The organism is Algirhabdus cladophorae (assembly GCF_044772865.1).
GTDB lineage: Bacteria > Pseudomonadota > Alphaproteobacteria > Rhodobacterales > Rhodobacteraceae > Algirhabdus > Algirhabdus cladophorae.
In genome coordinates this window covers 3,574,434-3,589,076 of the sequence record NZ_CP173029.1, presented here as the reverse complement: position 1 = coordinate 3,589,076, position 14,643 = coordinate 3,574,434, and the positions used below count along the sequence as shown (strand labels likewise).

13 protein-coding genes are annotated in these 14,643 nt (G+C 55.9%); 9 read left to right on the top strand and 4 right to left on the bottom strand.

Features of this window, described 5'->3' with window-relative positions; genetic code table 11:
* Positions 1–6: 6 nt before the first annotated feature.
* On the top strand, positions 7–1,113 hold the full coding sequence (locus ACIRQ6_RS17420) for an Ig-like domain-containing protein (RefSeq protein ID WP_420861889.1): 1,107 nt from the start codon (positions 7–9) through the stop codon (positions 1,111–1,113).
* On the opposite strand, the gene ACIRQ6_RS17415 is transcribed toward ACIRQ6_RS17420, so the two are convergent.
* The 4 genes from ACIRQ6_RS17415 to ACIRQ6_RS17400 are packed head-to-tail and all read right to left on the bottom strand — an operon-like array spanning position 1,110 to position 4,638.
* Positions 1,110–1,853 (bottom strand): sulfotransferase family protein, encoded by a 744-nt coding sequence (locus ACIRQ6_RS17415; RefSeq protein WP_420861888.1) that lies wholly within the window; start codon positions 1,851–1,853, stop codon positions 1,110–1,112. The genes ACIRQ6_RS17420 and ACIRQ6_RS17415 overlap by 4 nt on opposite strands.
* A complete protein-coding gene (locus tag ACIRQ6_RS17410; RefSeq protein ID WP_420861887.1) occupies positions 1,846–2,682 on the bottom strand; it encodes a hypothetical protein in 837 nt (278 codons plus the stop codon). Before ACIRQ6_RS17410 ends, ACIRQ6_RS17415 begins: the two co-directional genes overlap by 8 nt.
* The gene (locus tag ACIRQ6_RS17405; RefSeq protein ID WP_420861885.1) at positions 2,675–3,754 is read right to left on the bottom strand and encodes an aromatic ring-hydroxylating oxygenase subunit alpha; all 1,080 of its coding nucleotides are present in this window, start codon (positions 3,752–3,754) and stop codon (positions 2,675–2,677) included. Before ACIRQ6_RS17405 ends, ACIRQ6_RS17410 begins: the two co-directional genes overlap by 8 nt.
* Positions 3,751–4,638: a MurR/RpiR family transcriptional regulator gene (locus ACIRQ6_RS17400; protein ID WP_420861883.1), complete on the bottom strand. Its 888-nt coding sequence runs from the start codon at positions 4,636–4,638 to the stop codon at positions 3,751–3,753. The genes ACIRQ6_RS17405 and ACIRQ6_RS17400 overlap by 4 nt, the downstream gene beginning before the upstream one ends.
* A 101-nt stretch (positions 4,639–4,739) precedes the next feature.
* Here ACIRQ6_RS17400 and ACIRQ6_RS17395 point away from each other — a divergent pair, with 101 nt between their 5' ends.
* The 8 genes from ACIRQ6_RS17395 to ACIRQ6_RS17360 all read left to right on the top strand — a co-directional run bounded on the left by ACIRQ6_RS17395 (position 4,740) and on the right by ACIRQ6_RS17360 (position 14,643).
* Positions 4,740–7,175, top strand: coding sequence for an FAD-dependent oxidoreductase (locus ACIRQ6_RS17395; RefSeq protein WP_420861881.1), 2,436 nt, complete (start codon positions 4,740–4,742; stop codon positions 7,173–7,175).
* Positions 7,176–7,209: 34 nt separating this feature from the next.
* Entirely contained in the window at positions 7,210–8,316 is a 1,107-nt protein-coding gene (locus tag ACIRQ6_RS17390; RefSeq protein WP_420861879.1) for a mandelate racemase/muconate lactonizing enzyme family protein, read from the top strand.
* On the top strand, positions 8,313–9,419 hold the full coding sequence (locus ACIRQ6_RS17385; RefSeq protein ID WP_420861877.1) for a mandelate racemase/muconate lactonizing enzyme family protein: 1,107 nt from the start codon (positions 8,313–8,315) through the stop codon (positions 9,417–9,419). The genes ACIRQ6_RS17390 and ACIRQ6_RS17385 overlap by 4 nt, the downstream gene beginning before the upstream one ends.
* A gap of 56 nt (positions 9,420–9,475) precedes the next feature.
* A complete protein-coding gene (locus ACIRQ6_RS17380) occupies positions 9,476–10,519 on the top strand; it encodes a mandelate racemase/muconate lactonizing enzyme family protein (RefSeq protein WP_420863932.1) in 1,044 nt (347 codons plus the stop codon).
* A gap of 3 nt (positions 10,520–10,522) precedes the next feature.
* The gene (locus ACIRQ6_RS17375) at positions 10,523–11,800 is read left to right on the top strand and encodes an aspartate aminotransferase family protein (protein WP_420861876.1); all 1,278 of its coding nucleotides are present in this window, start codon (positions 10,523–10,525) and stop codon (positions 11,798–11,800) included.
* A gap of 226 nt (positions 11,801–12,026) precedes the next feature.
* Positions 12,027–13,031, top strand: a complete 1,005-nt coding sequence (locus ACIRQ6_RS17370; RefSeq protein ID WP_420861874.1) for an ABC transporter substrate-binding protein — start codon at positions 12,027–12,029, stop codon at positions 13,029–13,031.
* Positions 13,032–13,096: 65 nt separating this feature from the next.
* The gene (locus ACIRQ6_RS17365) at positions 13,097–13,885 is read left to right on the top strand and encodes an ABC transporter ATP-binding protein (protein WP_420863931.1); all 789 of its coding nucleotides are present in this window, start codon (positions 13,097–13,099) and stop codon (positions 13,883–13,885) included.
* Positions 13,885–14,643: an ABC transporter permease gene (locus ACIRQ6_RS17360; RefSeq protein ID WP_420861872.1), complete on the top strand. Its 759-nt coding sequence runs from the start codon at positions 13,885–13,887 to the stop codon at positions 14,641–14,643. The genes ACIRQ6_RS17365 and ACIRQ6_RS17360 overlap by 1 nt, the downstream gene beginning before the upstream one ends.

Below are 14,643 nucleotides of genomic sequence, written 5' to 3'. Positions count from 1 at the left end.
AGTCCCATGACCAAGATTACGACTACTTTTTTAAAGTGTCTGTGCTTGGCTACGGGGCTTGCGCCTTTAGCAGGTTTTGCCGATCAGGGCCAGCTGACCCTTCCAGAGACCACCACTTCAAATATCACGTGGACTCCGAACAATTCTGCTGAAACAGACTCGGTTTCTGATCAGCTTAAACTCTATGTTGGCCTGCCACAGGGGTGCTGCGCAGGTAAAACTCCTGTTGCAGGGCGCTATAGCATTTCCGGGTCTCAACTGATCTTTGATCCTGCGTTCGACTTGATCCAAGGACAGACCTACACAGTTCAAACTGTAGAGAGCGCCAGCGCAAAACCTGTTCTGACCGCCTTTGCCATTAACCCCGAGGCCACCGTCGCCGAACCTTTGGTTACGGCCGTCTACCCAAGCGGCCCAGTTGTTCCCGAAAACACCCTACGCTTTTACATTCACTTTTCGACACCCATGCAGCCGCATCTCTCGACGCAATTCATCAAGTTACTGGATGCCAACGGGCAGGAAGACACTGCCGCCTTAATGACCTTCAAACAGGAACTGTGGAGCCAAGATCGCAGACGTCTCACTTTGTTGATGGATCCCGGTCGGATCAAACGTGGTGTTGCCCAGAACCGCACCCTTGGGCCAGCGCTGCAAGAAGCCAAGCAATACACGATCACAATCGACGCCGGCTGGCCAAACACCATGGGTCGCAAAACCGCTTTGCGCCATCACCACAAGTTCCAAGTCGGCGCCGCGCTGCGCCAATTGCCTGACACGTCACTTTGGACGATCCAAGCCCCCCACAGCGATACGGTGGATCCCCTAATTATCCAGTTTGACCGTCCGTTTGATCACGCGCAGGCCCAGACCGATATCGCTGTAACAACTCAAAACGGCACAGCGCTGGAAGGCACCGTCACCTTGGCTCCGGATCAAACCCAATGGCAGTTCGTTCCCGTTCAAAAATGGACAGCCAGCCCGATTCACCTGCGCATTAATGCCCGATTAGAAGACGTCGCAGGTAACAATTTTCGCGAGCTTTTGGATCACCCACTGGGCACGCCTATCTTGGACATCGATACCCTCGACATCACCGTTGATCCCCTCGACTAGTCCGGAAGGATCCGGTACTGGAATAAATGATCGTAATGCGGTTTCATCCGCCGATGTACGCGTTGAACCCGTTCAGGCGCTTCAGCGACCTCAACATAGCGACGCACCTGCGGTTTTAACCCGGTCGAGGCCCGCAGATTGGCATGAAAACTGCCACCATCCCACCAGCTGTAATCGCCTGTATCTGCACCAGGCTTCCAAGTTAGTGCATCAGGTAGATAGGGAATATCTACTGCCGCACAAAACCGCTGAACCATAGTTTCCGGATCCGCCAGTAAATCATCACTGTCGATCACCGGCGGGGGCGTTCCATTCAGCGCAGTCAGTAGATCAAACAACGCGCGCTGTTCGGGAAATCCAACCTCAAGCTCATCAAAATCAGGCCATTTATCATAGACCGATGAAATGGTTTTTGCCGGATCACGGATTAAAAACGCATGAGTCATTTGTGCCAAGAACTGCGGCGTCCAGATATGGTTCACGTAGTGTGGAAAGTCTTTCAAGAACACTGGCCCAACCTGTGCTCGGGCCTGAATATCGTCCCAGACGCTTTCGATAGACAACCCCGGGGTGGTTTTATCGCCCGCCTTAAATCGGGGCCATAGAGGATCCTCTCCTTGATACCAAGCCTCTCCAAAAGGTTCGTGCAGGCAATCCAAATCACCACGCTGACGCATCATCCATTCGAACGCTGTGGACGTTGATCGCGGGACCGCCCAAAGGGCCACAATCTTATGCATGAAGCCGCTCCAATAGGCGGCACTGCTGTGTTGTAGGCGCAATCCCAAGATCCATCATAATCCGCCAGTACAGCGCAATGTCGTGACCAATGATCGGCTTGCCCAGTTTGACCTCCATGGCGCGCGCCAGATGCAGCGGCCTTTGCGGCAATCCATCTGGTCCACTGCGAAAGTTACACATGCCGTTGATCAGATAGGCATCCGCATCTGGGGCCTTGTCCGCCACGTAAGCAAAGCTTTTGTCAAATAGATCGCCCTCGAAAATCCAACGTTTTGCATTGACGGCTTCCTGATTTGGGAACCAACCTTGATCGACAAAATTCCCTGCCCATAGCACATCAAACCCCGCTTCGCGCAGAAATCCTGCTGTGCCTTGCCACCATTCAGGCCAGTGATACGCGCCATTTAGCGCTACTTTTTCAACGTTCATCGCACGCAGGGCCTCAACCATCGCGTAGCCCGCCATATGAAACCGTGTCTCGTATTTGTCAGACAGGTCAGCACAGTGTTGCGCGATCCCTTTCACACCCAAACCACTGGCATGAACCCAATTTGATCCGACCTGTCCGCACACATCGACCCCGTTGCGGGCCATGCAATGAACGAAATTCTCAAGCATACCAAAGTTCTTTTTGCGCTGATCCAACCCATGCACGTAGTCCGGCACATGTAGCATCCAGCCGTGCACACCAACGCTATCGGGGCTTATGCGCAGAAAATCCGACGGGGCGGCATCATAATCAAAGGGCGGGCACGTAAAGCCCACTTGATGCGGAAATAGCTTTTGATCCGCAGTCCATGTCGTAGGCATCAACATGGAATCAGCCATCGATAGCCTCACGCATCCAGCGCTGCAAATGCATCACAGGATGTTCTGAATTGACGCCGCCCTTTGGATCCACAACCAAGGGACCGGGGCGGTAACCGCGCGAGGACAATCCACGTTGAACGGATTCCACCAGATGAATATCCTCTTCCACCGTGGTTTCACGATCTTGGATCGCCAGCTGCCGGACCTTTTCGTCCTCTATACCGCCGACCGAATACCACCCACGCCAAACCACCACCCGTCCCGCATCCAGCGCGCGCCAATGGTAGGTATTCAAGACGTTGCCCGGGTAGACTTGGAATGAAAACATCGGCCAAAGGAACCAACTGGAATATTCCGCTTCATGGGCAAATCCAGAATGGATATCATAAGTCATATCCTCAAGGCTCTGACATTCCGTTGTATGACGCAGGCATTTGCCTTGGGGCTGGATGTCATAGGTTTCGGGCTTGACCACACCATTGGCAAACGTCGGATGGTTCAGCGCGCAATGATAGCACTCGGAATAATTCTCGACCGACACTTTCCAGTTACAATTCTCGGGAATGTCGATCCACTCCAATGGTTTCAACTCGGCCCAATTTGGCACCCATTCCTCTAATTCGGCACGAGCCTTGGGAAACCAATCCTCCATCGGTGCCGCATCCGGATTAAGGTTCACAAAGACAAAGCCCAGAAACTCTTCCGCACGGGCCTCAGAGAGGCAAATGGTCGATTTGTCGAACCCTTCGACGGACTTGATGTTTGGCCCTGCGCGTAAGGCGCCAGTCAGTTCATAGGTCCACGCATGGTAGGGGCACACGACAACTCGCGTGGTCCCTGATCCGCTGACCAATTGATGCGCGCGGTGCTGGCAAACGTTATAGAAAACCCGGATCTTGTCGTCCTGCCCGCGGATCGCAAACAGGCTTTCGCCAGCGATTTCAAAGGTCGCGTAATCGCCCACTTTGGCCAGTGCAGAGGCATGACAGCCAAACTGCCAGGTCTTGGCCAAAAGGCCGGTCTTTTCGACCTCAAACACCTGAGGATCAGTGTAATAACGCGCAGCTAGAGAACAGACAGGATCACTCATTTCGCCTCATCATAGTATAGCCCCAACTGATGCCGGCGCCGGTGAAACGTATCGACGCGCTCGACAATTTCATCACTGGCCACTGCGATCACAAGGGACAGCAAGGTTTCCAGCAACGCAATGATGCTAACGGACGATGGAAAGAATTGCGGCGTATCCACACTGACAACAAAGCTGTGGTCCGCCTCGAGGATAATCGGGCTGGCGGGACTGTCTGATAGGGCCACAATTGTCATGCCTTGTTCGCGCGCAATCCGCACCGCTTCGACGACTTCCGAACGATAGGGCTTGCACGTGACAGCGATCAAAATGTCCCGCGCGTCGGCCCAAGCCAGATCATCAACTGGCGTGGATCCGGGCCGTGGGATCGCATGAAATTCGGTCATGCCCGTCGAGGCAACATAGGTGAAATTCCGCGCGATAGAATGGTTGACCCCAACCCCAAGGGTGAAAACCCGCCGTGCAGACCAGATAGCGTCAGCAGCGCTGTGCAGGTCTTGAACCGGGATACCGGCAAAGGTTTCTTCTATGTTGGCCAGTACATCCCGCACCATATCGGCGTAAAGCCCGCCTAGATCACCGGTTTTGCGAATGTCCTGCAACCAACGCGCCCGATCAGGAAAATCCGCCGCCCCGCGCCGGATCGCATCCCGAAACGGGGCGCGGAAATCCTCGTAGCCGTCAAACCCCACTTGCCGCGCCATGCGCACAACCGTGTTGGGCTTTACGTTGGCAGCTTGTGCAATTTCGCGCACAGTCGAGACCCCCACATCACGCGGGTTTTCCAACACATAAGTTGCGGCCTTACGCGCCTCTGGCGTCAGGTCAGGCAATTCCCCTGCCAGCCGTTCGAGAATCGAATTTGATACATTTGTCCCATTCATGATTGACGATGGTATTTTTGTTCGCTTAGCGTGTCGAGAGAAAATCGACTCATGCGCCAAAAACGCGAACAGAAAAACCAGCACCAACAAAGGATATGGTTGTGTCATCAGAATTTCCGACCCAAGCACGGGTCGTTATTGTCGGAGGTGGCGTAATGGGCGTCGGCCTTGCCTATCACCTCGGACACGAAGGCTGGGGCGACGACACGGTCTTGCTCGAGAAAGCAGAACTGACCTCGGGCAGCACATGGCACGCCGCAGGCCAGATCACGCACTCGACCTCCAGCTTTGGTCTGGGCAAATGCGTCGACTACAACATCGATCTCTATTCCGGCGCGCTTGAGGCCGATACCGGCCAACCCGTTACATGGCATGGCTGCGGCTCGTTCCGTCTGGCCTATACCGAGGATGAAATGGATTGGCTGCGTCACACTCTTTCGGTGGGTCGCGCCTTGGGCTTCAATATCGAATTGGTCAGCCCTGCAAAAGTCGCTGAACTGCATCCCTTCTATAATCTTGATGGCGTATTGGGCGCGCTACACACCCCCGATGATGGCCATGTTGACCCCACGAACGTCACAATGTCCATGGCAGCTGGTGCTCGGCAAAGAGGCGTCAAAATTGTCCGCCAGTGCCTTGCGAAAAATATTACTCAGGACACCAACGGCGAATGGGTGGTCGAGACAAACAAGGGCACAATCCGGTGCGAACATGTGGTCAACGCAGGCGGCACCTATGCACGCCAAATGGGTGAATGGTCGGGCCTGCAATTGCCCATGACCTCAATGACCCACCACTACTTTGTCACCGAACCAGTGCCTCAATTCGCCGAATTAGACACTGAATTGCCCGTTATTCGCGATGACAAAAAAGTCTCGGGTTATATCCGCATGGAACAAAGGCGCGGCTTGATCGGAATCTACGAGAAGGAAAATCCAAACTCGGTTTGGCACGATCATTGCCCATGGGATTACGAAAACTGGCTCTTTGACGCCGACTATGACCGGATCATGCCCTATCTTGAGGAAAGCCTGAACCGCATGCCCATCTTTGCCGAGCTTGGTATTCAGCGTGAGGTTCACGGGGCCATCAGCCATCCACCCGATGGCAACCCGTTGATCGGTCCCGCACCCGGTGTGCGCAATTATTGGTGTTGCTGCGGCACGCAGATCGGGATCGGCTGGGGCCCGGGTTTGACCCGTGAACTGGCCCGTTGGATGGTCCACGGTGCCGCTGATATTTCTATGCGTGAATACGATCCGCGCCGCTTTGGCAGCTATGCAACAAAAGACTGGCAAGTGGTCAAAGCCGAAGAGGATTATTGCCTGCGTCACGAAATCCCGTTCCCGCATTTCAACCGCTTGGCAGGCCGTCCGATCAAACCATCTCCCTTGCACGAATTACTGAAATCAAAAGGCGCTGTGCATGAAGAGGTCTACGGCTTTGAACGGCCCCGATGGTTCGCTAAAGGCGATGTGGTACAACAGGATCACTATTCTTTTAACCGTACAGCCGCCGACGATATGGTCGCCGCAGAAGTCAAATTGGTGCGCGAGGCCGTGGGCCTGATGGACGTAACCGCCTTTACAAAGGTCACTGTAGAAGGCCCCGATGCCTACGCCCTGCTTGACCGGCTTACGGCTAACCGGATGCCCCAAAAGGTGGGATCGATCACCCTAACCCATATGCTGAACCGCGCAGGCCGTATCGAATTAGAAACCACAATTGTACGTATGGCCCAAGACCGGTTCTACCTCGTCTGTGCTGCGTTCTTTGAACAGCGCCTTTTGGATCATCTGGACCAACACCGGGCAGGTGAGGACGCCACTGTCACCGCCCTATCCGCAGATTGGTCAGCTCTTTCCCTGAATGGACCAAAAGCCCGCGCCGTATTGGGTGCCTGCACCGATGCAGACCTCAGCAATCTAGGCTTCCGCTGGCTATCGGCCCAAGAAATTACCGTCGCCGGCCACTCAGTTTGGGCCCTCCGCATGTCTTATGCAGGGGAATTGGGCTGGGAACTACATATGCCGAATGCGGCCTGCCTTGATGTCTATAACGCCCTCATGGCCGCAGGCGATGCCTTTGGAATTGGCAACTATGGCGCGTTCGCAATGAATGTCATGCGCATGGAAAAAGGGTTCAAAGGCGCAGGCGAACTGACCAATGAGGTGACGTTGGCCGAGGCCGACGTGCTGCGTTTTGCGCGCACCGACAAGGACTATCTGGGCCGCGATAAGACGCTGAACTCTGATCTTCCATGGGTCTGCGCCTATCTGGAAATTACCCCAGATGGCGTTTCAGATGGTCATGGCGGCGAGGCCGTTATGATGGACGGCCAAGTCGTGGGATCGACCGCCTCGGTCGCCTATGGGCCGACCGTCGGGAAAATTCTGGCCTTTGCCTATATCAAACCTGAGGCGGCAGAACCGGGCACAGCACTTGAGGTGGTCATTCATGGCCAACCCCGCTCGGCCAGCGTCTTGGGTGCGCCCGCCTATGATCCCGACAGCCTGAAACCGCGCGTTGATGCCTGATGACATACAGCACCACCCCCTTGCGAGGCGCACGATGAAAATCACCCGCATCCGCATCTTTAAAACGGACCTGCCCTATGTGGGCGGGACCTATGTCTGGGGTGCAGGCAATGCCATCAAAACCGCCAAGGCCAGCGTAGTGGTCATCGACACGGATGCTGGGCTTCAGGGCTGCGGGGAATTCACACCCTGCGGTGAAAACTACATGGTTGCCCATTCCGAAGGGGTCGAAGCGCTGGCTCGGTTGGTGGCGCCTGAATTGCTGGGGCAGGACCCACGACAAGTGGCGCGGATTGAACAGCTTATGGATCATCTGGTGCAAGGCCACGGCTATGCCAAAGCCCCCTTTGATACAGCATGTTGGGATATTCTGGCGCAGGCCTGCGATCAGCCTTTGTGGATGCTTTTGGGCGGCAAGCTAACCGATGGCGCGCCCATGTACCGCGTGGCCCCACAAAAAGCGACGGACGAGACACTGGCGGAAATGCAGCGGTATCGCGCGCAGGGTTACCAACAATTCCAAATCAAGGTCGGCGGTGATTGGGCTGGTGACATCGACCGGATCAAGGCCGGTGTTGATTTGCTGGAACCGGGCGAAAAGGCAATGGCAGATGCCAATCAAGGCTGGCGTGTGGACAATGCCATTCGTGTGGCCCGGGCAACGGCTGATCTGGACTATATTCTTGAACAACCCTGTCGGACCTACGAGGAATGTCAGCAGGTTCGCCGTGTCGCAACCCAACCAATGAAGCTGGATGAATGCCTCACAGGTATGGCCATGGCCCAACGCATCGTGGCCGACCGCGGGGCTGAAATGTGCTGCCTGAAACTGTCGAACCTCGGAGGCCTGTCAAAAGCACGCCGCGTGCGCGATTTTCTTATAGAAAACCGCATCCCTGTCGTCAGCGAAGACACATGGGGTGGCGAGATCACCAGCACCCTTGTCGCCCATTTTGCCGCCTCCACGCCGCCGGAATACCTCCAAAACACCACGGATCTTATGAACTACAACACCCGCTCGACCGGTGTAGGAGGGGCCTGGGCCAAAAATGGCAAACTATATGCACCAGACAGTCCCGGCCTTGGCGTTACCCCCGATTTTGACAGCCTCGGCGCGGCCGTGGCGGAGTATGCACTATGAAGATAACCCAAATTTCCGTCTACCACGTCGACCTGCCGCTCGAGCATCCCTACTGGCTATCTGGCGGACGGCTAAAGTTCGAAGTTCTGGACGCCACATTGGTCAAGGTCGAGACGGATGCAGGCATCACCGGCTGGGGCGAGGGCACCCCGTGGGGCCATACCTATGTACCCGCCCATGGGCCCGGGATTCGCGCAGGGATCCAGACCATGGCACCCTTTATCATGGGCCTCGATCCACGCTGTGTGCTGGATGTAGAACGGGCCATGGAACATGCTTTGCCCGGTCATCTTTATGCCAAAAGCCCCATTGATATGGCCTGTTGGGATATCGCAGGGCAGGCAGCAGGCATGCCAATCGCAGATCTTATGGGGGGCGGTTCGCGCACACCGCGCCCCATCGCCTCGTCTGTTGGGGCCAAAACAGTTGAGGAAACACGCGCCGTCATCGACCGCTACCGCCAGCGCGGATACGTGGCCCATTCGGTGAAAATCGGCGGCGATGTGGCGCGTGATATTGCACGGATCCACGATGTGGAAGACATCCGGCGCGAGGGCGAAATCGTCCTTTATGACGTCAATCGCGGCTGGACGCGGCAGCAAGCCCTACGCGTCATGTCCGCGACCCAAAACTTGAACGTGATGTTTGAACAACCCTGCGAAAGCCTCGATGATATCGCCGCAATCTGCGGCAAACATGCGGCCCCAGTGTCCGTCGACGAAAGCCTTGTGACCCTTCAGGACGCCACGCGCATTGCCCGCGATGGGCTGGCCGAGGTCTTTGGCATCAAACTCAACCGCGTCGGCGGTCTGACCAAAGCCGCGCGTATGCGCGACGTGGCTTTGGCCCATGGGATCGATATGTTCGTGATGGCCACAGGTGGCTCTGTTCTGGCGGATACCGAAGCCCTGCATCTGGCCGCCACCATCCCAGACGCCAATTGTCATGGGGTTTGGGCCTGTCAGGATATGATCACTGCCGAAATTGCTGGCGGGCGTGGCCCCCGCAACATCGACGGGCATTTGCACCTGCCCGAGGGGCCCGGATTGGGCGTGCATCCCGACGAAGACACCCTTGGCGATCCAGAGGCGATCTATAAGTGAAGGTCACAGGCATCACTCTTTGGTCTGTCGATCTGACCAGCCATGAAACCTACTACATGGCCGAGGGCAAGACATGCGCGACCGTCAAATCCCATGTCCTGCGCCTCGACACAGACACGGGCCTGCAAGGCTGGGGTGAGGTTTGCCCAATCCCCCACTATTTGCCTGCATTTGCCGATGGGGTGCCCAGCGCAATCACCGAAATGGCCCCTGAAATCCTTGGGATCACCCCCACTGGCGTCGATGCCCCGATGCGCAAACTGGATGGGTTCTTGCAAGGCCATCTGCATGCCAAATCTATCGTCGATATGGCGCTTTGGGACCTCTACGGTAAGGCAACGGATCTGCCGTTGTATCAACTGTTGGGCGGACGCACCCGGCGCGACATGCCACTCTATCATTCCATCACCTGTATTGATCCCGACGAAATGGCCCGCATTGCACGCGAAGCCTATGCTACCGGGATCCGCCAGTTTCAGGCCAAACTGGGCGCTGATGCCGACTGGAACGCTGACGCGGAACGCCTGATCAAAGTGCGCGAGGCCGTGGGCGAGGGTCCCTTGGTCTATGGTGACTGGAACTGTGGGGCCACCAAATTGCATGCCACTCGGACAGGCCGCGCCGTGGCCCATCTGGATGTGATGCTGGAACAGCCCTGTAAAACACTGGAAGATTGCGCCGCCGTGCGGCAAGCCACGGGGCTTGCGATGAAAATTGACGAAGGTGTCTATGATTTGGCCAGCCTGTTGCGCGCCCATGAATTGGGTTGCCTAGACGCCGTGGCGCTGAAGCTCTCGAAATTTGGCGGCTTGTCTGCCATGCGCCGGGCGCGGGATTTAGCCGTGCATCTGGGCGCCGAGATTTGTTCGGAATGCACATGGGGCTCCGACATCGTGACCGCCGCATCCCTGCATTTTGCAGCCTCAACACCGCAAGGGGCACTGCTAAACACTTGCGATCTGTCGGGCTACGTGACCCCGCGCATCTGCCCCGACGCCCCCATTCGAAAAGACGGACGGATCGGCCCGCCTGAGGGCGCCGGACTAGGCGTCACCCCGGATCCTGCGACCCTTGGAACCCCTTTACTTGAACTGGCCTGAAACATGCAAAAACTGACGTCACAATCGGAATGGATCAATCGCGCCGCAGAGGTTTTACCGGCAGGTGGGTTCGGAAATTTTGACCCTGGCATCGTGATCGCCAAGGGGCATGGCAGCCATGTGTGGGACGAAGATGGCACCCAATACATCGACTATCTGATTGGATCTGGCCCGATGCTCTTGGGTCACGGCCATCCCGAAGTCATGGAAGCCGTTTTGGAACAATTGCCCAAAGGTATGACCTTTTTCGCCAATAACGCCAAAGGTATAGAACTGGCCGAGGCGATCGTGGATGCGGTGCCGTGCTGCGAGCAGGTCCGCTTTGTAGCCTCTGGCGGCGAGGCAGATATGTACGCCATGCGGCTGGCCCGCGCCTACACGGGGCGCGATAAAATCCTCAAGTTTGAGGGCGGCTATCACGGTATGAGTGCCGAGGCACAAATGAGCCTCGCCCCCGCCGTTCGCACGAACTTCCCCACGGCCGTGCCCGACAGCGCCGGTATCCCTCAAAGCGTTGCAGATCAAATGCTGATTGCACCCTTCAATGACCTTGGGGCAGTGGAAACCCTTTTGGCCGAACATAACGATGTGGCTGCTATTATTGCAGAACCTCTGCAAAGGATTATTCCTGCCGCTGACGGCTTCCTCCAAGGCCTGCGGGATCTGTGCGACAAATTCAATGTGCTGCTCATCTTTGACGAGATCGTCACTGGATTTCGACTGGCCTATGGCGGTGCCCAAGAACGTTACGGCATCACGCCTGATATCTGTACCTTGGGGAAAATCATCGGTGGCGGATTTCCTCTGGCAGCACTGGGTGGCAGCGCCGAGATCATGCAGCATTTCGACAAATCCATGGTCGGATCCGATGGTTGGTTGATGCAACTGGGTACACTGTCTGGCAACCCTGTTGCCGCCGCAGCAGGGCTCAAAACCATGGAGGTTCTGCGCCGCGAGGGTTGTTATGAGCGTCTCAGATCACTTGGCCGCACGTTGCAAACCATGCAATCCGAGGCACTGGATGCCGCTGGGATCGCCCATCAAGTCTGCGGGGATGAAACGCTTTTTGATATCTTTTTCACCCAGACAGCCTGCCTTGATTATCGATCGGCCCGTCACGATGACCCGGCTGTGAATGCAACCTACAACGACGTGTTGCGGGCAAATGGCGTGTTCAAATCGCCCGGCAAACTCTACCCGTCCTTGGCAATTACGGAGCATGATTTGGAACAAACCCATGCCGCCATTCAAGCAGCCGTTGCAGCTATAGCGCAGCCCTGACAGCAGCCGCGCCTTGCCACTCGATTGTTTGCATCAGACGACGCACCACCTATGGATGTTTTTGCTGTTTAGGGTATCATAAAAACCTAACTGATATCAGAATTTTTGCTTAAATTTTGGGCGATTATTCCGCGCAGTACGAAAAATGAGCAGTTTTTTGTGGCTTAGATGGGCAACGCCAGAGGGCTGCGTTAACTTTTGGGCGACGAAATATGGAGCTCTGTCAATGATTCACAAATCACTCATGACCTTTGCCGCAGCACTGCTTGCGACATCGGCCGTCGCTGAAACCGACCTACCTTTTGCCTTGGACTGGAAATTTGAAGGGCCGTCTGCCCCCTACTTCCATGCCCTTGATGCGGGCTATTTTTCCGACGCTGATCTGAACGTATCAATCAGCGAAGGTCGCGGCTCGCTGGATGCGATCCCAAAAGTTGCAACAGGCGCATTCCCAATGGGGTTTGCCGATATCAACTCGCTGATGCGCTTTTTGGACCAAAACCCAGGCGCCCCAGTCACCGCTGTGATGATGGTTTATGACAAACCACCGTTTGCCGTTGTTGGCCGCAAATCTTTGGGTGTAGAGGCCCCAGCCGATCTGCAAGGCAAAATTCTGGGTGCCCCGCCCCCCGATGGCGCATGGGCCCAGTTCCCTATCTTTGCCGCTGAAACCGGCATTGATGCAGCCGCAATCACTGTAGAACCCGTGGGCTTCCCCACACGTGAGCCAATGCTGGCCGAAGGCAACATAGCCGCGATCACTGGTTTCTCGTTCTCGTCCACCCTGAACCTCAAACGTTTGGGCGTTCCGGCGGATGATATCTCGGTTCTGCTGATGGCTGACTACGGCGTCGACCTTTATGGCAACGCAATCATCGTCAACACTGACTTTGCTGCAGCCAACCCCGAGGCTGTGACGGGCTTTTTGTCCGCTGTAGGTAAAGGCTGGAAAGATGCCATCGCGACACCAGATGCCGCAATCGCTGCATTGATGAAACGCAACCCAGCCGCTGATGCAGCCCTTGAGACCGAGCGCCTGCAAATGGCCATCGATGCCAATGTTCTCACCGACTTTGTGCAGGCAAACGGCATGGGCACAATCGATGCGGATCGTATGTCCAGCGCAATCGAACAAACAAAATCGGTGTACGAGTTCCAAACAGAACCCGACGCATCGCTTTATTTTGACAGCAGCTACTTGCCTTCCGACGGCACTTTGATGTTGAAATAAACCAAGTCAGAAACAAAGCAGGCCAGCGGCACACGTCCGGTGGCCTGCAACCAACGGGGCCTATCATCGAAAATCTCATTGAAATTAAAGACGTCACGCATGCCTACGCAACCGACAGCGGGCCTCTGCCTGTGTTGGACGGGCTTGACGTCAGCGTTCCCAAGGGAACATTTGCCGCCGTTGTTGGCCCCTCGGGCTGCGGAAAATCGACCCTAACACGCCTCGTTGCGGGTCTTTTAAAGCCTGACCACGGCGAGGTCTGGCTGCACGGCGAGCGGGTCAAAGGCCCCCGAAATACCGTCGGCATGGCCTTCCAGAACCCTGTCTTGCTGGAATGGCGAACCATCCTCGATAACATCATTTTACCTCTTGAAATTGTCGCACCGCGCATGTCCCGCAAAGATCGCGTCGCGCGCGTGATGGACCTGCTGGACATGGTGGGCCTTACTGGTTTTGAGGACAAGCGCCCGTCCGAGCTGTCTGGCGGCATGCGCCAGCGCGCCTCGCTGTGTCGCTCGATTGTGCACAAGCCGGACGTTTTGATCATGGACGAACCGTTCGGCGCGTTGGATGCTTTCACCCGCGAGGACCTTTGGCAAACCATGCGCGATTTGCGCCAGGCCGAGCCGTTCACTGCTGTGCTGATCACCCACGATCTACGCGAAAGCGTCTTCTTGGGCGATCAGGTGGTTGTCCTGTCCGGTCGTCCCGCCCGCACCCAATACGTGATGGATGTAGACCTGCCCGAGGACCGTACGCTGGACGTTCTGTATACCCCAAAAGTCGCCGATATGCTGCACATCCTGCGGGATCAAATCAAAATTGCCCAAGGGCGTGACGGGGACCAGCACTGATGCTCAAGAAAATCGCAGTCCCCCTTATGGCCGTCCTGATCTTCTTGGGGCTATGGGAAGCATTGGTATGGGTCAACAACTGGCCCAATTACAAAATGGCCTCACCATCCGATTTGCCGCCCGCCTTTTGGAAATACAAAGGCCTGTTTTTGATCATGGGCTGGGACACGCTCTGGCGCACCGTCGTGGGTCTGTTTCTTGCAGTGATCTTTGGCACGTTGATCGGGATGATCATCGGGTTTTCCAAAATTGCCCGTGACGCGCTCTACCCGTTGTTGGTCGGGTTTAATGCCATTCCCAAGGCCACCTTGGTACCTGTCATTTCGCTGATCTTTATAGGCCAGCACAACTTCAACACGGTCTTGATGGCCTTTATGATTTCGTTCTTTCCTATCGCAGTTTCCGTCGGTGTAGGCCTGTCGACCTTGGAACCAGAATACCGCGATATTCTGCGGGCCTTGGGGGCATCGCGTTTTACGATTTTCCGCAAAATAGCCTTGCCCAAGACCCTGCCAGAATTCTTCGGTGCCTTAAAAGTCTCTGCCACTCTGGCGTTCATCGGCACAAACTTAGTCGAGATTGTCAGCCCCCATGGCAAAGGCCTTGGAGCGCTGTTCAAATCCGGCGAAACCAACGGCGATTACCCATTGATGTTCGCTGTTCTGATCGCCTTGGCGTTCCTTGGGATCGTCTTGTATTACGCAGTGATCCTGTTGGAACGACAATTTGCAGGATGGGCCGAACGCGAGGCAGGCTAG